The sequence below is a fragment of the Koromonas soli genome, from assembly GCF_059726265.1.
Genome location: NZ_AP040872.1, coordinates 2,928,176 through 2,947,988, shown reverse-complemented (window position 1 = coordinate 2,947,988; position 19,813 = coordinate 2,928,176). Strand labels below are relative to the sequence as shown.

At 56.8% G+C, this 19,813-nt stretch carries 15 protein-coding genes; 4 read left to right on the top strand and 11 right to left on the bottom strand.

Annotation, left to right across the window (positions count from 1 at the left end; all coding sequences use genetic code 11):
• Nucleotides 1-72 precede the first annotated feature (72 nt).
• The gene (locus AC6IY8_RS12905; RefSeq protein WP_497774918.1) at nucleotides 73-1,119 is read left to right on the top strand and encodes an NAD(P)-dependent alcohol dehydrogenase; all 1,047 of its coding nucleotides are present in this window, start codon (nucleotides 73-75) and stop codon (nucleotides 1,117-1,119) included.
• Between the two features lie 59 nt (nucleotides 1,120-1,178).
• On the opposite strand, the gene AC6IY8_RS12900 is transcribed toward AC6IY8_RS12905, so the two are convergent.
• Both AC6IY8_RS12900 and AC6IY8_RS12895 read right to left on the bottom strand, forming a co-directional pair.
• Complete coding sequence (locus tag AC6IY8_RS12900) at nucleotides 1,179-2,963, bottom strand: glycoside hydrolase family 2 protein (protein WP_497774917.1); 1,785 nt, start codon at nucleotides 2,961-2,963, stop codon at nucleotides 1,179-1,181.
• A gap of 182 nt (nucleotides 2,964-3,145) precedes the next feature.
• Nucleotides 3,146-3,628, bottom strand: coding sequence for a CcdC family protein (locus AC6IY8_RS12895; RefSeq protein ID WP_497774915.1), 483 nt, complete (start codon nucleotides 3,626-3,628; stop codon nucleotides 3,146-3,148).
• 347 nt (nucleotides 3,629-3,975) lie between these two features.
• Between AC6IY8_RS12895 and AC6IY8_RS12890 the strand changes: the two genes are divergently transcribed.
• On the top strand, nucleotides 3,976-4,185 hold the full coding sequence (locus tag AC6IY8_RS12890; RefSeq protein ID WP_497774914.1) for a hypothetical protein: 210 nt from the start codon (nucleotides 3,976-3,978) through the stop codon (nucleotides 4,183-4,185).
• Between the two features lie 49 nt (nucleotides 4,186-4,234).
• Nucleotides 4,235-4,534, top strand: a complete 300-nt coding sequence (locus AC6IY8_RS12885) for a YciI-like protein (protein WP_497774913.1) — start codon at nucleotides 4,235-4,237, stop codon at nucleotides 4,532-4,534.
• A 66-nt stretch (nucleotides 4,535-4,600) separates the two neighbouring features.
• Here the strand turns inward: AC6IY8_RS12885 and AC6IY8_RS12880 are convergent, their stop codons facing one another.
• The 7 genes from AC6IY8_RS12880 to AC6IY8_RS12850 form a co-directional block, all read right to left on the bottom strand.
• Nucleotides 4,601-7,552: a beta strand repeat-containing protein gene (locus AC6IY8_RS12880; RefSeq protein ID WP_497774911.1), complete on the bottom strand. Its 2,952-nt coding sequence runs from the start codon at nucleotides 7,550-7,552 to the stop codon at nucleotides 4,601-4,603.
• Between the two features lie 319 nt (nucleotides 7,553-7,871).
• The gene (locus AC6IY8_RS12875; protein ID WP_497774910.1) at nucleotides 7,872-8,693 is read right to left on the bottom strand and encodes a CheR family methyltransferase; all 822 of its coding nucleotides are present in this window, start codon (nucleotides 8,691-8,693) and stop codon (nucleotides 7,872-7,874) included.
• Nucleotides 8,683-9,843: a protein-glutamate methylesterase/protein-glutamine glutaminase gene (locus AC6IY8_RS12870; protein WP_497774909.1), complete on the bottom strand. Its 1,161-nt coding sequence runs from the start codon at nucleotides 9,841-9,843 to the stop codon at nucleotides 8,683-8,685. The genes AC6IY8_RS12875 and AC6IY8_RS12870 overlap by 11 nt, the downstream gene beginning before the upstream one ends.
• Nucleotides 9,840-10,205: a response regulator gene (locus AC6IY8_RS12865; protein WP_497774907.1), complete on the bottom strand. Its 366-nt coding sequence runs from the start codon at nucleotides 10,203-10,205 to the stop codon at nucleotides 9,840-9,842. Before AC6IY8_RS12865 ends, AC6IY8_RS12870 begins: the two co-directional genes overlap by 4 nt.
• A 73-nt stretch (nucleotides 10,206-10,278) precedes the next feature.
• On the bottom strand, nucleotides 10,279-12,735 hold the full coding sequence (locus AC6IY8_RS12860) for a methyl-accepting chemotaxis protein (protein WP_497774906.1): 2,457 nt from the start codon (nucleotides 12,733-12,735) through the stop codon (nucleotides 10,279-10,281).
• Nucleotides 12,736-12,767: 32 nt separating this feature from the next.
• Nucleotides 12,768-13,223: a chemotaxis protein CheW gene (locus tag AC6IY8_RS12855; RefSeq protein WP_497774905.1), complete on the bottom strand. Its 456-nt coding sequence runs from the start codon at nucleotides 13,221-13,223 to the stop codon at nucleotides 12,768-12,770.
• Nucleotides 13,220-15,502 (bottom strand): chemotaxis protein CheW, encoded by a 2,283-nt coding sequence (locus AC6IY8_RS12850; RefSeq protein ID WP_497774904.1) that lies wholly within the window; start codon nucleotides 15,500-15,502, stop codon nucleotides 13,220-13,222. The genes AC6IY8_RS12855 and AC6IY8_RS12850 overlap by 4 nt, the downstream gene beginning before the upstream one ends.
• Nucleotides 15,503-16,035: 533 nt before the next feature.
• Here AC6IY8_RS12850 and AC6IY8_RS12845 point away from each other — a divergent pair.
• Nucleotides 16,036-16,842 (top strand): NUDIX hydrolase, encoded by an 807-nt coding sequence (locus AC6IY8_RS12845; protein ID WP_497774903.1) that lies wholly within the window; start codon nucleotides 16,036-16,038, stop codon nucleotides 16,840-16,842.
• A 36-nt stretch (nucleotides 16,843-16,878) separates the two neighbouring features.
• On the opposite strand, the gene AC6IY8_RS12840 is transcribed toward AC6IY8_RS12845, so the two are convergent.
• Together AC6IY8_RS12840 and AC6IY8_RS12835 are read right to left on the bottom strand one after the other, a co-directional pair.
• Nucleotides 16,879-18,600: a CoB--CoM heterodisulfide reductase iron-sulfur subunit A family protein gene (locus AC6IY8_RS12840; RefSeq protein WP_497774901.1), complete on the bottom strand. Its 1,722-nt coding sequence runs from the start codon at nucleotides 18,598-18,600 to the stop codon at nucleotides 16,879-16,881.
• Nucleotides 18,601-18,615: 15 nt separating this feature from the next.
• On the bottom strand, nucleotides 18,616-19,767 hold the full coding sequence (locus AC6IY8_RS12835; protein WP_497774899.1) for a 4Fe-4S dicluster domain-containing protein: 1,152 nt from the start codon (nucleotides 19,765-19,767) through the stop codon (nucleotides 18,616-18,618).
• Nucleotides 19,768-19,813 lie beyond the last annotated feature (46 nt).

Here is a 19,813-nt window from a genome sequence, read left to right as displayed (position 1 = left end):
CCTCGCGTTTGCACCCTCACGTCAGCGGCTACATCCAATCTTTTATCCAACACAACTGCAAGGAGATCTCCAGTGCTCAAGACGAAAGGTTATGCAGCACAGTCCCCAACTACGCCGCTGGCGCCGTTTTCCTTTGAACGCCGCGACCCCGGTCCCACCGACGTACAGATAGAAATTCTCTATTGCGGAGTTTGCCATTCTGATATTCATACCGCTCGCGATGAGTGGGGCGGCACCATTTATCCGTGCGTGCCGGGACACGAGATCGTAGGACGCGTTTCGGCTGTAGGCTCCAAAGTCAAAAAACACAAAGAGGGCGACCTCGTCGGCGTCGGATGCCTCGTTGACTCCTGCCGCATCTGCGACAGCTGCAAGGCCGGACTCGAGCAGTATTGCGAGAACGGTATGATCCTCACCTACAACAGTCCAGAAAAGCAGACCGGCGGCCACACCTTTGGCGGATACTCCAAGACCGTCGTAGTCGATCAGGACTTCGTATTGCGCGTGCCTGAGAATCTCGATCTCAAAGCCGTTGCGCCGTTGCTCTGCGCAGGCATCACGACCTACTCGCCGCTATGCCACTGGAACGTTGGCCCCGGGCAGAAAGTCGGGATCGTCGGTCTCGGAGGCCTCGGCCACATGGGTGTGAAGTTCGCGCGCGCGATGGGCGCGCACGTTACGCTCTTCACGACCTCGCCCAGCAAGGTAGAGGATGGCAAGCGCCTTGGCGCCCATGAGGTCATCATTTCCAAAGATAAAGACCAGATGGCCAAGGCGGCGAACAGCTTCCATTTCATCCTCGATGCCGTCTCCGCACCGCACGACATCAATGAGTACCTGAATCTGTTGCGCCGCGAAGGCACGCTGGTGCAGGTTGGAGCACCGCCCCAGCCCTTGCCTGTTGCCGTTTTCCAGTTGATTTTCAAACGCCGCAACTTTGCCGGTTCGCTCATTGGCGGCATTCCGGAAACACAGGAGATGCTTGATTTCTGCGGGAAGAACAACATTGTCGCGGATATCGAGATGATCTCGATCGATAAAATCAATGAGGCTTACGAGCGCATGATTCGCAGCGATGTGAAATATCGCTTCGTCATCGACATGGCTTCTCTTCAGTAGAGACAACTTCGCCGAGCCCTTGTCCTTGTTGCACTGGATCTGGGCTCGGCGAGACCTTCTTAGTTCGCTGTATCCGCCGCTTTCTTCTTGTAGAACTCCTGCAGCGTGTAGAACGCCTTTTTATGTTCGCCTCTGTCCGAAACAAGCCCCTTGCGATTGCGATAATCCTGCACCGCCGGAAGCAGCCTGCGTGGCGAACGGAAATCCATCAACACCCAGGGTGACATTCCTGCCAGCGAGTCAATCTTCGAGACCATTGCAATGTGGTGCTCGTAGAAGTTCGCCTGAAACTCTTCCGTCCAAATGCTGTCCTGATCCCCATGAAGCCCCGCTGGCGCTTCTGCTCCAAATTCGCTGATCAGCAGCGGCTTATCGTAAGCATTCTTCCATACGATTTTGTCCGTGTCTTCCAAGCGTCCTTCATACCAGCCCAGATACTCATTGATGCCGAGCACATCCAGGTCCTGCCCAATCGGGTCCTCCAATACACGCGTCCCGGGCTCCGGGTGCGAAGTTCGATTCAGTGCCGCCGTGATCAGGCGAGTGCCATCCAGCGATCTTGCATACGAAGCAAGATTCCTCAGAAACTCTGTCCGCTCCGTGTTGATCGGCGTTTCATTTGCAATGGACCAGAACGCCACCGAAGCACGGTTGTGATCTCGCGTAATGTTGTCGCGCAACTGTCCCCGCGCATCGTCCAGTGTCGTCGGGTTCGTCCACGCCGTATCCCAGTACACCGGAATCTCCGACCAGACCAGAAGGCCCAATCGATCTGCCATCCGCGTCATCGCCTCGTTGTGTGGATAATGCGCCAAGCGAACGTAGTTGCATCCAAGTTCCTTTACCCACCCTAGAAGCGTTCTGTCATCCTCTGACGAGAATGCACGTCCTCCGCGATACGGAGCCTCTTCATGCATCGAGATCCCACGCAGAAAAATAGGCTTGCCGTTTAGATAAATCTTGCTCCCGCGCGTCTCAATCGTGCGGAACCCAATCTGGTCATGCACCTCATCCTTACCCGACGAGATCGCGACTTCATACAGCTTCGGATTCTCCGGCGACCACAGCGCGAGCTTTGCCGGGAAACGAAACTCAGCGTGGCCCTTCGCGTCCGTTGTCACCACGCGCTTGATCTGAGCCTCTGGAATCGCGATAGTCACCTGCTGTGGGCTCGTAGCGCCGTTGAGTTGCACCCAGCCTGCAACCTCGTTCGTCGATCCCTTTGCCAGTTGCACAAAGTAGTTTTGAACAAATTGCTCAGGAACTTCGACGAGCGTTACGTCGCGGGTCAACCCGCCATAGTTCCACCAGTCCGTGTTTGTGGCGGGAATCGCGTCTTTGCGACGCTGATTATTCAGTTCGACGACGACGAAATTGTCGCCATCCTTGATCTTGCCCGTCACTTCGAAGTTGAAGGGTGTATAGCCTCCTTCGTGCTGTCCCAACTTTTCTCCATTGAGATAAACCTTGGCGCGAGTTGCCGCTGCTCCGAAGTAGAGAAATGTGCGCACATGTTCGCGCGTCTTATAGAGGAATGACTTCTTGTACCAGACCGTGCCTTCGTAGAAGAAGAGACTTTCGCGTTGGGAGTTCCAGTCTCCGGGCACGTTCAGCAACGGAGAAGCGTCGAACTCATACTCCACCAGGCTGCGATTATCTTTAGGCTTGGCGTTCTTATAGAACTGCCCGCCTTCGCCCGTGTCATACGGATCGACGATTGTGCGCCATGCGCCATTCAGGCTTATGGTTGTGCGGTTTGGGATATTTGCGACCAGGTTTGCAGGCTGCGTTTCTGCTGCAGCCCATGATGCTACGAATAACAACAGCAGTGCTAGGCGCTTCATGTTTGTCCTGAAGGCCAAGGACCGTTCCTGTCTTGGCCTGAGCAGATTGTACAAACCTATTAAAGCGCTTTAGCCAGCTTTGATCCAGCGTAATCGTCCTGCCCGAGGCTCACCGTGTTCGGGTTTGAAACAACAACGCCGCACGTGGAGTGCGGCGGTAGTCGAACAGTTCTGAGGCCTGTCTAGGAAAGGTGCGGCTCGCTCATGAGCGCGCGATATTGCAAGAACATCTGCGTTCGCCAGCGGAGAATCATTCCGAACGCAAGAATGAAGAACAGCGCGGCGGTCTGCTGAACCGTAAGCACCGTGTCCAGATACCCGCGCGCGGCAACGCGAATTCCGGCCAGAACGATGACCACAGCGAAGAATGCATTCGAACGCTGAGCCATAACCGTGTCGCCTTCACGAACAAGCCGTGACGTGCGCAGCAGCGGATACGCCAAGCCAATCGCTCCGCCCAGGAACGCTACTCCGGCCCAGCTCCATGGCACACGGAACGCAGGCACAACGAACATCATGAAGCCCGTCGCCATTCCCAGGGGAGGAATGATGATCTTCCTTGCCGAAACTGCGGTGCGCGATTCGCGAACACGCCAGATCATCACTACAACTGCGCCCACGATCGAGCTGATGAGCGACGCTACATTTAGAGGAACACTCGTCATTGCGGAAATCCAGATCAACGTCGGTGAGAACTGTCGCGCAACGGCGACACCACCGGCCAGTATGCTTCTATTCTATCCAATTTAGATTCACGAGAGTTGATCCGCGATTCAGAGCTGTTGTCTGCCCCTTCCACACACCATTTGACATAGAGGGGAATGTAAATCTTCCTCGCGCAAGCTGCGCAACGGGAGGTGCTTAAGGCAAGGCTGCGGGACACGCGGCAAACACTACCCTTAGCTGTGTGGCTGGGGCGTGCCGCTGCTGCTTGAGTTGGCAGGCCTCGTGCCTATCTCCTGGACGTTGGCTCAGAGCGCCGTTTTGCCTGGCACTGAGCGAGGAGCCCGATATGGATGCGTTGCTGCAGGCTGAGATTGATGGTTTTCGGTTGTACAAAGGGGACTACGTAGGCATCGTGCGTACACGTGAGAGTGAGTTTGAATTCCAGGTCCGCGACATGCGCGGCGAAGGACCCACCATCCACGGTGGCGGAGTGGACTTCCCGAAAGTAGCCAGCCGGGTTACGCAAATCCTCAACGCATTAACCTGTCAGGGCTAGGTGTTTTTCCAGCGGTAAAATGGCAGAGATCCCAGGGGGAGATCTCGCCATGCATCACATTCTTTTCTACGATGTAGTCGATGACTATGTTCAACGACGAGCGGAGTTTCGCGAAGCTCATTTGAAATTAGCTCGGGAGGCAAATGCGCGAGGCGAACTGGTTCTCGGTGGCGCGCTCGTCGATCCTGCAGACACAGCGATTCTGGTATTCAAAGGAGACAGCCCCGCCGTTGCCGAAGCCTTCGCAAAATCCGATCCATACGTCAGAAATGGTCTCGTAAAATCCTGGCGTGTTCGAAAATGGGCCACCGTAATCGGTGACGACTCAACACCCCTTTCTTCCAGGTAATCTCATCGACAGTCAGCGAGCAATAGAAAAGGCCCTCCCACCGGGAGGGCCGAGTTACTCAGGAGGTTAGTTTACCGTCAGTGAGCCTGTTCCGCTCGCTGATTTGAAGCTGGCCTTGATGTTGGTTGTTCCGCGTCCGGCGCTGGTCGCCAGGCCTGTTGCGTTTACCACCGCGACGCCCGGATTCGAAGAGCTCCATTGCGACACTGAAGTGATGTCCTGCGTTGACCCATCACTGAACGTCCCCGCAGCGGCGAATTGCTGCGAGTAGCCCAACGGGATCGATGCGGACGCTGGAGACACTCCGACGCTTACGATTGTCGCATTCGAAATCGTCAACGGCGTCGTGTCCGTCAACTCGTGGAAGCTTCCCGTGATCGTCACCTGTCCAGGAGCGACGCCCGTAGCCACGCCAGAACCCGAGATGACTGCATCGTGGTAATCCGAGGTCTGCCAATAGGCCGACTTCGAAACATCAACCTGCGTTCCATCCGCAAACGTCCCGATCAGCGTGAACTGCTGGGCCGTTCCGGCTGCAATCTTGACAGCATCCGGTGTCACAGTGACCGAGACTAACGCGGATGAAGTAACCGTTATCGTCGATTTGCCGGTGATTCCGTTCAGCGTCGCCGAGATCACCACCGTTCCAGACTTCTTGGTTCGCGACAGTCCGTACCCGGTGATATTGGCGCGGCTGGCCGAAGAGCTGCGCCAGTAAACGCCCGCCAACGGAAGCGTCGTGTTATCGCTGAACACACCGACCGCAGTGAACTGAATCTTCGCATGTGTCGGAGCGATGGGGTTATTCGGCAACACTGTGATGGAGACCAGTTTCGCCGAGGTCACCGTTAGGCTCGCCGCCCCGGTAACGCCCTGGAAAGTCGCGCTGATGTCCGTCGTTCCCATGCTCAGTGCGTTTGCCAGGCCGGTGTTGCTGATCAGGGCAACTGTCGCCTTGGAGGAGACCCATTCAGCCTGCGCCGTCACGTCCTGCGTGCTGCCGTCAGGGAAGACCGCGGTCGCAGTGAACTGCTGCGTGCCGTTGATTCCGATATTTGCCGAGCCCGGAGTGACCGAGACCTGCGTCGGAGCCATTACCGTCACCGTAGTCGAAGCCGCCTTCCCGTTGTAAGCAGCGGTCACTGTGGCTTGACCCGCAGCATTCGCCTTCACGAAGCCGCTAAGGTCAACGCTGGCGATCGAAGTGTCCGAAGAACTCCAGGTCACTCCCGCCGTAAGCTGTTCCGTGCTGCCATCGCTGAACACACCCGTAAGCACTAGCTGTTGCGTGGTTCCCACTGCAAGCGTGACTGGCGCAAGGCTCAGTTCCTGCAGCGTTGGCGGAAGCACCTTCAGAGTTGTGCTGTTAGTGATGTTGCCCACCGAAGCGGTAATCGTGATCGCAGTCGAGCTGGACAGAACACCGGTTGCGATGCCCGTTGCGGGATCGATCGTCGCGATAGTCGGATCGGACGAACTGAAGACCACATTCGTCAGGTTCTGCGTGGACTGATCGCTGAACGTGCCGGTCACCATGTACTGAACCTGGCCACCGACCGGAACCGATTGATCGTCCGGCGAGATGTCGATCGTCTGCAGCACAGCGGGCGTTACCACCAGTGCGGCGGTGCCCACCACGCTTCCAGAGGTAGCAGTGACATTGGCTGTTCCGGCGCTGACGCCGCTTGCCAATCCCGTAGCGTTGACGCTGGCGACACCCGGCACATCCGATCCCCAAGCGACGACGTTCGTGATATCCACGGCGCTGCCATCGGAGTAGATGCCGTTAGCCGAGAATTGCTGCGTCTGACCGGTTGCGATCGATGCGGTTGCCGGGGTAACGATGATCGTGGTCAAATTCGGGACCGCACTTGCGACCGTGATGCTTGCCGTCGCTGTGATTGTGCCCGACGTGGCTGTGATAGTTGCCTGTCCTGCTGCGGCCGCGGTGACTACTCCTACTGCGTCAACCGTTGCCGTCGTCTGATTGTTGGAAGTCCAGGAAACCGATGCCGTCACGTCCTGCGTGCTGCCATCGCTGTATGTGCCGGTAGCTTTCAGTTGCTTCGTTTCGCCGATGGCGAGTGTCGCGGAGGCCGGCACAATCGCCAGCGAAGCAAGCGTCGGTGAGGACGAGGTTACGGTAATCGCGGCAGTTGCGCTGAGCGAGCCAGAGACGGCCGTGATCGTGGCGTTTCCGGCAGCGACAGCCGATACCAAGCCTGCGGCGCTTACCGTGGCAACGCTCTGTGCATTGGAACTCCAGGTAACTGTGCCGCTCAGGTCTTTCGTCGAACCATCCGAGAAGGTTCCGATCGCCTGCAACTGCTTCGTCGCGCCCGCGGCAATGGAGGAGGATGCTGGCGTGACCAGCAGCGAGGAGAGCGCCGGAGCTGGCGTCGAGGTTACGATGAATGCCGCCGAGGCATTAACGCCCGCGGATGCGGCACTGATGTTTGCCGTTCCTGCGGCTACGCCGGTAACGAGTCCCGAAGAACTCACCGATGCAACACTCGAGCTGCTCGAGGACCAAGTCACCGTGCTTGAGAGGTCCTTCGTGGAGCCATCGCTGTATGTGCCGGTGGCCTTCAACTGTTTGGTCTGTCCTATAGAGAGGGAAGCGGAACTCGGAGAGATAGTGATGGAAGCGAGCGTGGCCGCTGTGACGGCGATCGTCTTCGAGCTTCCTGACATATTGCCGAACGTCGCAGTGGCGGTGATCTGGCCGGGTTTCAGCGTCGTTAACAGACCAGAGGCGCTGACCGTGGCGACCGTGCTGTCCGACGTCTTCCACGTTGCGCTCGCCGTTACGTCCTTCGTGGTGTTGTCGTTATAAGTGGCAACCGCGGTCAGTTGCACAGTTTGTCCTGCCACGACGGACAAAGAACTGGCACCAACGGTGATGCTGGATACAGTGGCGTTCTGCGAGGGGGTGGAAGCTGTTTTAGCAGCGCCTCCACCACAAGAGATCGCGCCGATGCAGATCAGAACGATGAGAATTGTCGCAACATATTTCATACAGCCCTCCTGAGCGGCGATGGGCTATCCCATCGGACAACGTGAACATTCAATAAAAACGCGGACCTTCGTAGCTATACAGGGCGCAAAGGAAGGGGAGGGGCGCCAATCCGCACTTGTGCTACAAGCATTATGATGAATTCAGAGTAGCTGAAGATGCTTAAAACGATCTGCGTAGTACTCGATTCAAAATCGTCGGAGTGTTACTCGGGTCAGCAGGGTAACAGCAGAAGGAAAGTTGCTGGTTACCAGTGGAAAGTAACCAGCTTGTACCGCGAGAAGTGGAGCGAACCATTCGCGCCGTTTCGACAACGAACTTTTACATCTTCAATCGATAAAACGCGGTCTTGTCCCACGCGGTACGAATGAAGGATTGGCTGAGCCCATAAGTGGTCTCCGCCGCGCCGAGCAGCAGATACCCGTCTGGTTGCATCGTGTGCACCAGCCGATTCAATAGCTCGCGTTTTGTTTCCAGTTCGAAATAAATCATCACATTGCGGAAGAAGACCGTATCGAATTTCGGCAGGAACTGCCAAGCCTCTGTCAGGTTCAGTTGTCGAAACTCAACCATCTTCCGAATGGCCGGTGATAAAACCCAATCCGAACCTTCGCGCGTAAAGTACTTCGCGAGATACTTCGCCGGGAGGCCACGATTCACCTCAAGCTGGCTGTACCTTCCAGCCCTTGCACGCTCCAGAATCGTCGTAGATAAGTCTGTGCCCACAATCGAAATGTTCCAACCCGGCAGCCCGCCGAACTGATCTGCAATCAGCATTGCGATGCTGTAAGCTTCCTGTCCACTCGATGAAGCTGCACTCCAGAAGCTAAGTCGGCGTGAAGAGGCGCGCGCCTGCATCAGGTCGGGAATAATCACCTGCCGCAATGCTTCGAATGGAAGATGATCGCGGAAGAACCATGTCTCGTTATTCATCATCGCATCGAGAACCTTGCGATGCAGTCCCGAGAACGCGGTCCTCCGCATCCAGGACACAAGATCCTGGGCAGAACTCATACCCTCGCGATATGCCAGCGGCGTCAATCGCGACTCAGCGAGATATCCTTTGCCTTCGTCGAGCACCATGGCGGAGTGCTGCGCCAGAAAGTTTCGCAGGTATTCGAATTCCTGAGATTCAATTCCCATACTCACCGCGCACTGAGCTTTCCGGCACGTTGCTGGCGCTCGCGGCAGAAGACTGTGTCCGCCCCCGGCGCCCCTGATTTACTCTTCTTACGATTTCGTCTGCGATTTGCGATAGAGGGAGTATGCGGTCGGCCAATCCGGCCTTCGCCACAAACCCCGGCATTCCCCACACCACCGACGTGGCTTCATCCTGAACTATGATCTGTCCGCCTGCTTGTTTTACGTGTTCGCAGCCGCGCAGTCCATCCTGTCCCATGCCCGTCATAATCACTGCGAGCGTGTTTCCCTTGAAAACCTCTGCGACTGAACGGAACAGCACATCCACCGCGGGCCGGCACGAGTTCTCCGGTTTTGATTGCAGGATTCCAAGTCGCACGTCGTGCTCCTCGCGCCGTAAATTCATGTGGAAGTCGCCGGGCGCAATCCAAACTTCTCCTGCTTCCAGCAACGCTCCCTGCCTGCCTTCCTGCACGCGCAGCGACGATGCTGCCGTCAGTCGTTCGGCGAGAAATCGAGTAAACGTTGGCGGCATGTGTTGCACAATCACCACCGGAACAGGAAGGTCTCCCGGAAGTTTCGAGATAACTTCGGCCAGTGCATTCGGTCCGCCCGTTGATGTTCCGATTGCCACCACCTCGACTCGCGAATGCTGCTCCGATGCGATTCCACCTGCTTGCAGGACTACTCGATTCTCGCGTTCCTTCGCGGCTGCCGCACTCGGCTGAAGCTGAGGGCGATAAGAAGGCTTCCAGCATAGAGCTTTAATCTTCGGAATTACCTCAAGCCGAACACGCAACATGCTGTCCTGCACGCTTCCCAGATTCGCAGGCTTCGTCACATAATCATCTGCTCCTGCAGCGAGTGCATCCAGTGTTGCGAGCGCTCCGCGCTCCGTCAACGTGCTGAACATGATTACCGGTGTGCGGATTCCGCGTGCCCGCAATTCGCGAACGGTCTGCAACCCGTCCATCTCCGGCATTTCGATGTCGAGCGTGATGGCATCCACCGTGTTCTGCTCAACCATTGCCAGCGCGATCTTGCCATTGGCGGCGACTCCCGCAATTTCGATTTCAGGATCGCATTCCAGCGACTGCCGGATAATGCGCCGCATCACAACCGAATCATCCACAATCAGCACTCGGCATTTCATGCGGCAAATCCGAGCATCTGCAGTTTTTCGGCGATTGCGTCGCGAGTGAACGGCTTCATGACGTACTCATCGGCTCCAGCCTCCAGTGCGCGGCTGATCTGTTCCTGCTCGGACTCAGTGGTGACCATCATGATTTTCATCCCCGCCAACTCGTGGTCGGTCTTCACCCTGGCCAGCAGTTCAAGGCCGGTCATCTGTGGCATGTTCCAGTCGAGCAATGCCAGTTCAAACCGCTCATGTTCAAGACGGGCGAGAGCATCCACCCCATTGCTCGCCTCCATCACCTCGAAGTTCAAGCTGAGCAGAATGGATTTAAGAAGTTTCCTCATCGTTGAGGAATCGTCCACGACCAGCGCGTGCATACTCTGTCCTTTTGCAGTGGTTGGAGAGCACAGCCGCAGAGGAGCCACTTTCCACGACCGTGCTCATCGCTTGTTAGTAGCGGAACTGTGAAACGAGCGCTTGCAGGTCGGTAGCCATCTTCTCCAGATCATGTGCAGCCTTCGACGTGTTACTCGCGCCCGCCGTCGTTGCGCGAGCCGCCTCGGCCACACCGCCTATGTTCTTGCTGATCTCGGCGCTGCCCTTGGAAGCTTCCGCCAGGGTGCGCCCGATCTCGTTCGTCGTCGCACTCTGTTCTTCAATGGCACTGGCAATCGTTGTCTGGATGTCGCTGATCTGCCCAATCACTTGGCTGATCTGGCTGATTGCCGACACCGCGCCGTTCGTGTCGCCTTGTATGGCTTCGATCTTTCGGCTGATGTCTTCCGTCGCCTTGGCCGTTTCCTTCGCAAGTTCTTTCACTTCGTTTGCTACCACGGCAAACCCTTTGCCCGCCTCGCCGGCACGCGCGGCCTCGATCGTTGCATTCAGTGCCAGCAGATTCGTTTGCTGTGCGATGGAAGTGATCACCTTGATCACCTGCCCAATCTCCGCGCTGCTCTGTCCCAGCTTTGAGATCGTTACGTTGGTTCCCTCTGCCGTACGCACCGCGGAGTTTGCAACGCGTGTTGCTTCTGCTGTGTTCTTGGCGATCTCCTTGATGCTTGCACTCATTTCCTCCGCGCCGGTCGCAACAGTTTGAACATTGTTGCTCACCTGCTCGGCCGCAGCCGAAACCACTCCCGCCTGCGTCGCAGTTTCATCCGCATTGGCGCCCATCGACTCGCTCACGCTCTTCAGTTGCTCCGACGCGTCAGCCAGGGCCGAGACGTTGTGCCCAATCTGTTCAAGGGCCGAGCGTACGCTTTGTGACACCGTGTTCACCGTGCTTACCAGCCGCTCGTAATCTCCGTTATATTGCTTGCTGATGTTGGTCGTGAAATCGCCCCCGGCAAGCTTCGTAAGAACATCGCTCACATCCTGCATCGGTCCAACCACCGCATCGAGAGTCGAGTTCATTCCTCCCACTATTTTGCGGAAATCTCCCTGGTGACGGCCCGCGTCTGCTCGCGTTGACAGATCTCCCTTCAGGGCTGCTTCCACCAGCATGCTCGAATCCGCAACGAGCTCATCGATCGTCTTAAACAGTCGGTTGAATCCGTCGCGCAGGGCCTGAAGATCGCCCTTATAGGGGCGAGTGATCTGCTCGCCATTGATTCCTCGGCTTAGCTTGTCGAGATGCTCCACACACAAGCCCAGCGGGCGTGCGATGGCGTTAAATGCGCTGTTTACGCTTTCGATGATTCCCCGGAACTGTCCCTGGTGTTTCGCTGCATCTACGCGGGTTGAGAGGTGTCCTTCCGAGGCCGCATTCGTCAGCGACTGCGTATCGGAAGCCACTAATTCGAGCGACTGTTTTGCCCGCGACAGGATCTCGTTGATTCTGCTGAACTGCTCACTAGCGTCCTCGCAGAACTTGTCTGCCGCCTCGGTGCTTAGATCGAGGTTGAAATCGCCTTCCGCAAGTTTCGTCAGGTTCTTTTCCAGCCTGTCCACTTCGACGAGCGTATAGTTCTTCGCTCTCACCACCGACGTAAGATCCTGCACCACTTCGACGTAACCGACGTGCTCGCCCTTGGTGTTGAAAAGCTTCGATGTTTCCTGCTTGCAATGCGAGCCATGCCAGTCGAAGTAGCTCTCGCCGACACCCTTCTGTAGTTGCACGACGCCGCAGTTCGGCGTGTTGCAGATATTTGCATCGGCACTGCAGCACGGTTTTCCCATGGCGTCGCCGCGATTGTTGACAATCTCGTTCTCCACCATCAGCTTCTCAAACGCTCTATTCAGGAAGACCCACTTCATATCCGTGTCAAGCACGTGGATGGGGAGTGGCACTGCATCAATGATGGACTTGTACCAGTTCAGCTTGTCGGCAAATGCTTCAAGCATCTGGTTCACTTCAGTCACAATGTCGCGCGACCGGCCCTCAAACTGACCTGCATCGCCGCGCTGGGTCATGTCTCCTTCACGCGCGGCACGTGTCAGGCGCGACAATTCCTCCAGCAGTCGCGAGTGCTGCGTGTTGTCTTCAATCACCTGCAACACGCCAACGACACTGTCGTCCTCTCCGAAGATCGGAGATACGGATGTGCGAATCGGGATTTGCTCGCCCTGTACCGAACAAACGGCTTCGCCGCCTACAGCGCGACGTTCGCGTATGGCGCGAACCGTGAAACACGTACCATTGCGACATGCGTCGTTCTGAAACAAGTCGTAGAGTTTAAGCCCAATGCAGAACTCCGGCGTAGTCTTCGCCATCTGCGCGGCAGCGGCGTTGATGTACTCGACATTGTGATCGCAATCCATCACCACGATTGGCACTGGGACATCGTCGATATAGCGTGCCTTTTTCATGGTTCGTTCAAATTCAAAGGCGACGTGGCGAGTGCTGCTCGTCGCCCTTGAAGTTCCGCTGGCTTGCCGTTTACCCGTTAATCCTTTCGCTGCCATGCCTCGCATCCTCTCAGTCTTTTGATTTCTGTTTAGTGGATCTCTGCGCCGGTTAGCGCTCCAATATCAATTGCGTTCTGGGTATTAAGCACCAGAAGCAACTCGTCCTTCAGTTTGTAAACGCCACGAATCAGCTCTCGATTCACCGGCGATAGGGTTTCTGGAGTTGATTCGAAAGCGTCACTACTCACCTCGACAACGTCGCCGATTTCATCGACCAACAAACTCACTGCTCCATCGGCGGTGCGCACCACCACATTCATAGGCAAATCTCCGCCGGTCCGTTCAGCCAACTTGAACCGGCGTCGCAGGTCAACCGCGGTCACAATCTGCCCGCGCAAATTGATCAATCCCGCGACTACATCCGGAGCGAGTGGAACGCACGTCATTTCCAGGTGTCGGATCACCTCCTGTACGGTCTCAACCTCCACTCCGAACATGAGGTCATCGATGAAGAAGGTGCAGAACTGTTGATGGCTTCCAATCATGCGATACTCCCGTCATGCGTCAATGAAGCAAGCACCTCTGGCACATTGAGCAGATCTGTCACGTGTTGCTGAATGACCGCCGACCCCAGCAGGTGTTGATCCCTCGACTCTCTCGTGATCGAGACTTCCTGATCGACGATGTCGAGAATCTCGTCCACCACCAGACCGACACTCTCTCCATTCGCCGAGTGCACCACCACCTGCAACGGAGCCTCTGTATGCGGGACCTTCGGAATGCGCAACGCGTCCGCGACGCTGATAAGCGGCATGATCTCGCCTCGATACTGAATCACCTCGCGTGTTCCCGAGTACTCGATCAGGCTGGGTGAAATCTCCTCCAGACGCGAAACCATCGAGAGCGGCAGCGCCAGCTTGCCTCTTTCGCCCACTCTGAAGAGCAGCCACGAATCCTGTTGCTGCGCTCTCGCACCGGTTTTCTCTTCGGCGTTGTCGCTGTGCCGCGACGCAGAATCCTTTGCCAGCGAAGCTCGCTGCGCCAGTCCCAGGATGTCAAGAATCAGTGCGACCTTCCCATCTCCCATGATCGTTGCGCCTGCAAAACAAGCCACGCTCCGAAGCAGCTTCGACAGAGGCTTCACCACAATTTCTTCCGTGTCGTTGATGCCATCCACCACCAGCCCAAACTGGCGGTTATCAGCCTGCAGAACGACAATGTTCAGAGCGCTGTCATCCTTTCTCTCCTGGTCGGCCCCGAGCTTCAGTTCTCGTTTCAAGTGAATCAGCGGCAGCAGAGTCCCGCGCAGGCGATACACCGCCGCGTCCTGTATCGTTTCAATGCCCGATTCCAGGGCGTTGCCTTCGAGTCGCACCAGTTCCACCAGATTCACCTGCGGGATCGCGAAGCGCTCGTCGCCAGTCGTAACAATCAGTGCGGGGATAATTGCCAGCGTGAGCGGAATCTTGATCTTCAGCGTCGTGCCGCGCCCTTGCACGCTTGAGACATCGACCGTTCCACCGATCTTCTCGATGTTGGTTCGCACCACATCCATACCCACGCCGCGTCCCGAGATGTTGGTCACCTGCTTCGCCGTGGAAAAACCCGGCATAAAAATGAGGTTCGCAATCTCGCGATCCGACATCTTCACAATCTCTTGCACCGGCACAACGCCGCGCTCAACCGCCTTGGCCTTGATGGCCGCGAGATTCAGTCCTGCACCGTCATCGGAGATTTCGATGTTGACCTGACCACCTTCGTGAAACGCTCGCAGGAAGAGCAATCCCTGACGTGATTTTCCTGCTCGTCCGCGATCCGCCGGTGTTTCAATGCCGTGATCGATCGAGTTGCGAACGATGTGCGTGAGCGGGTCTTTGATTGCCTCGATGATTGTCTTGTCGAGTTCCGTCTGGCTTCCTTCCATCTCCAAGCGGACTGATTTGTTCGTCGAGTTCGCGAGGTCGCGCACGATTCGCGGAAACTTGTTCCAAACGTTTCCAATTGGCTGCATCCGCGTCTTCATCACGCCTTCCTGCAATTCGGTTGTGATCAGGTTCAGGCGCTGTGCCGTGTTCAGAAATGCCGGATCTTTCTGGCTCGCTGTGAACTGCAGAATCTGGTTGCGCGCGAGCACCAGTTCACCTACAAGGTTCATCACCTTGTCCAGCAGATTCACGTCAACCCTTATGTTGCTGCTGGCGTTGTCTTCGCGCATTTCCGACTGTGTCTGCAATGCATCCTGCACAGCCCTGTTCTGCGCAGTCCCGCTATCGATAAGGATCTGCCCAATCATTCTCGAGTCGCCTTCCTGCTGAAGGTTCACAGCCGCGGCGACTGCGCTGGAGTTGACCGCATGTTGTTCGATCAGAATCTTTCCCAATAGGTCAGGCGTAGTCGCGAGAGCTGCCGTCGACGTGCTTGCCGTTGCAATCGAAGCATCATTGGTCTCAGCATTCAGGATGTTCTTCAGTGACTCGATCACCTCATCCATCCCCACAGCGCTTTCTTCTCCCGATTTCTCGACTGACGCCAGCAACTGGCGATCGACGTCGATCATGCTCAACAGCGCCGAAGTGATCGCCTCGGTCATCGCGAGTTTGCCCTCGCGAACGCGAGAGAGAATACTTTCTCCTACGTGATTCACGGACTCGAGTTTCTTCAGTCCTACCGTTCCGCCGGTGCCCTTCAGCGTGTGAACCGCGCGAAAGATTCTTGCGATCAGCTCTTTCGAGTCGGGATTTTTCTCGAATTCAATGAAATCCCGATCCAGTTGGTCGAGAAGCTCACCGCCCTCTACCAGAAACTCTTGAATAAACTCGTCCATCGCCACCACTCCGACCTGTGCGCGGCAGTGTGCGTCAACGAAGACCAGAAAGCTTCATCGTCAAACGGTCTCCGGCGTGCACGGATATCGCGCAGTCACTTCTCTTTGCACATCGGACGTTGGCGCAGGAACTTTAACGTTGTTCGACAGGCTGAACTCAGATGTGAGGGAACTCACGCGAGGAAAGGTCAAATGGAGCAGACACGCAGCTTCGCACTCGGCTACATTGGAACGCCAAGGCGAGGGGCGTGCTATGGCATCCAAATGTGCGAACAAATTTTGTACGAATCTCTCTCGTCAGACTGGAAAACTGTTTCGTCTCGATGTAGACATCGGGAGCAGGCTGGGCACTGCAAAGCGAAAAACGTCGTATATTTGGCTCTGTGATGTGTGTTCTGCGAAAATGCATCCCGTCGTTGAGGTTGTCGATGACACCGTCCGCGTCCGGCTGGTGAAGAACGTCTCGGTTCTCGAGGACAACGACGACCTGATGTGGAAACGTGCAAACTGATCGTGCATCGAATCAATTATTCATGGCGTTATCTGAACCGATTGCTGCCGTAGCGATTGTCAGGGCTCAGGGCCCGAGTGATTCCGTTCTGCTCATCCGCCGCTCGGAGCGGAAGGAAGATTCCTGGTCCGGACACTGGTCCTTTCCTGGCGGCCGCCGCGATCCCGAAGACCCGGACCTTCTCCACACCGCACTGCGCGAACTCGAAGAAGAGTGCGGACTCCGCCTCGAACGAGAGCACATGGAATCCGCCCTGCCGCATGTGATCGCCCGGCGGCGCACCGGACCATTCGTTCTCGTAGCTCCCTATGTCTTTCGCGTGCCGGACCAGTTACCCACGCGTCTTGATCCTCGTGAAGCCGTCGAGTCTGTCTGGCTTCCCATTCGTGCCTGGACCGATCCAGCGCGGCACTCCTTGCGCCCAGTGCCCAGTTTTGGTGGAAGATCGTTGTTCCCGGCCATCGATCTCGAGGGGATGCCGCTATGGGGATTCACCTACAGGCTGGGCACAAGCTGGCTGGGATTGCTTCCCGACGAAGATGAGCGCGCCGGCTTCGAAGTCGCAAGCAACATCCTGAGTTTTCTGCAATCGCACGGCTTGAGAGTAGTTAGCGGCTGGACCGATCGCGTTTCGCGCCCGGCTGAGGTGGATGGTCCCATGGCAAAGGTTGCCGTCGTGCAAGGGGCCATTCCGGTTGACCGTGTCATTGCCGCATTCGCGGCTCCGTCCGACTCGGTCCCAAAGGTCAACTTGCTTGAGGTTCAGCCTCAGCAGGTTCGTATCGTGGGGCTGGCGTTTGAGGAATATCTGATTGTCACGTCGGGTTAGGAGAGGCGCGTTCTTCGCCGCCTCTCCCCTCGAATCCTACTGCATCTCTTCCAGCACGCCTTCAATCTGGGCATAGATCTGTTCGTCTGTGAAGTGGCGAACCTTGATGGCCCCTGCCGGACATGCTGCCGCGCAACATCCGCACGCTTTGCAGACGGCGCTGATGATGTGGCTCACGTGCTTGTCTTCGTTGAACTCAATTGCGCCATACGGGCACAGCGAGTTGCAGGCGCGGCACCCGGCGCAGATCTTGTCCTGCACCTCCGAATACACCGCATCGACCGCAATCTTACCTTGCGCCACCTTCGCCAGAATGCGTGCTACGGCGGCGCGTCCCTGCGTGATCGACTCCGGAATATCCCTGGGGAACTGGCAGGCTCCCGCGATATACACACCATCCGTAGTCGTCGCCACGGGGTCGAGCTTAGGATGGCTTTCAATGAACCATCCCTCCCTGTCGCAACTGATATTCACGAGCCGCGCAACGTCGGTTGCATTTTCGCGAGGTTCCATGCTCACCATCAGCACCACCAGGTCTGTCGGCATCTCGATCTCTTCGCCGGAGAGCTGTTCTTTCAGCGTGATGAGCATGTTGCATCCATCCTGCGGTGTCGCCTGACGAATCGTGGGCAGTTCCCCCTTGGCAAACATCACAAACGAAGTTCTCGCCTCGGAGGCTTTGCGATAGAAATCCTCGCACCCTTTCCCGAACGTCTCGATATCCGTGTAGAGATTCGCAACGCGCGCATCGGGGAGAGCCGACTTGATCTCAAACGCGTACTTCAGTGCCGTCGTACAGCAAACGCGTGAGCAGTAGCGGTGGTACTTCTCGCTGCGCGATCCCACGCAATGAATGATCGAAACGAATCGAGGCGTCTTGCCCGACTTCGTTTCCAGCTTGCCCTCGCGCAGCATAGCCTCGAGTTCAAATGAAGTGATCACGTCGGGAAGTCGTCCGTACCCATACTGCTCGATCGGCGATGCGTCAAACTCCTTGTATCCGGTGCAGACGAGAATGGACCCAGCATCGAGTTCGAGCTCTTCTCCGTCTTCGGTCCTCACCCGAGGCTTGAAGTTGCCGTTGAAACCCTTCAGCTCGATCAACTCTGAGTTCAGGAAAAGGCGAATGAACGGATGGCGTTCGACCCGCGAAATCCACACGCGCAGAATGTCCTGTGCCGAGTCGAGGTACGGCGCGGTGACGTCCAGCCGCGCAACATTGCCGCCAAGCTGCGATTGCTTCTCGACCAGGTAGACCTGCTGTCCGGCGTCGGCCAACTCCAGCGCTGCCGTCAGTCCCGTGACTCCACCGCCAAGCACCAGGGTAGAGGCGCACATCGGAGCCGAACGGCTCTCCAATGGCTCATTGAATTTCACTCGCCTGATCGCCGCATGAACCAGCGCCTTGGCCTTTTCCGTTGCGGCTACCGTGTCGTCGTGAATCCAACTGCACTGCTCGCGAATGTTTGCCATCTCGAGCATGTAGGGATTGAGACCCGCGCGCTTGATCGCCCCGCGGAAAGTAGCCTCGTGCATACGTGGACTGCAGGATGCCACAACGACGCGCGTAAGCTTGTGCTCCTGTATGTCCTGCAGGATCATCTCCTGTCCCGGGTTTGAGCACATGTACTTGTAGGAGCGGGCGATGGCAACGCCCGGAATCGTCTCAGCCGACGCGGCCACCGCTGCCACATCGACAATCTTGCCGATATTCGTTCCACAGTTGCAAACGTAAACGCCAACTCGCTCTTCTGCCATATCTGCTCCGTTCCCCTAAGCCCTTGGCTGCAGTTCTACCGATTCGCGATGCGCCAACCGCTCCGTGTAAGCAGCCTGTTGCAGTTGCGCGAAGTAAATTGCCAGCGGCCTGTAGGCAAGGTGCGACCACTTGCTGAATGGCACCTCAAGAGCCAGCATCGGGACCACGCCCATCAAATGCACGATATACGTGATGTTTGCTGCTGCATCAAATCCCGTCCGATGGAGTACGTGTTGCACCACTCCCGTGATCGAGACAAATAGGAGCAACCCAAGGAACATCCAGTCCGATTCGTGAGAGTGGCGATGATAAGCGGCATCACGCTTCAATCGCCCGTAAACCGCGTAGCTGGCAGTCGAGATCAATCCGATAGCCGACAGATATCCGAATGCGTGGGCGTACCAGTTCACCTCTGGCCCAGCCTGCATCTGCCGCAGGAAGACCATGATCAGCACAAGCATCGTCAAATAGCTCAGCATCAGCACTAGGTGATTGGTCCAGGGCGTCTTGTTTTCGCAATGCCTGAACTTCTTCTGCGTAAAGAAATGCAGTGGCAGCAGAGGCAGGTAACGCAGGTACATCGCCAGCGGCACCGGAATCGCCTGCTCGCTTCGCATGGTGAACTTCCACATGCGAGCGCAGTTGATGAACAACAGCACTCCAAGAGTGATACCCATGATCCAGTCGAAGGTGTGAATTGCGTGTACCGGAAGAAACGCACCCGGTCCGTCATAGACAGCGAGGGCGCCGCCGCCAAAGAAGAATCCGAAGATCGAGAACCCCGCGCCGGCCAGCAGTGCGACCGCGAGAACCGCTACCAGTTCGGAACTCCACGAACGATAGAGCATCCCCGACAGACCGGTGAAATCGTACTTGGCCGTGAGCCAGCGACGCAGTCCCATCATTGTCTCGCCGGGTTCCGCCCCGCGCGGGCACTGTTCCGAGCACTTGCCGCAGTAATAGCAAAGCCATGGATCGAGCGCCGACCGGAGCGGCTTCTCAAGACCCATTTGCAGAAAGCGCAGCGACTTGCGTGGAAAAACGTATGGATCATCGGAGTGCGAGCATGCAGCGCTGCAGTTGCCGCACTGGTAGCACTTGGCGACGTCCTTGGCCCCGAAGAGCTCCAGTTCATCAATCAGATTCGGATTTACGCGAACCGCCATGTTCTTCCTTTATTCGTCTTGCCCCTAAGGGGGCAAGACGGCTTGG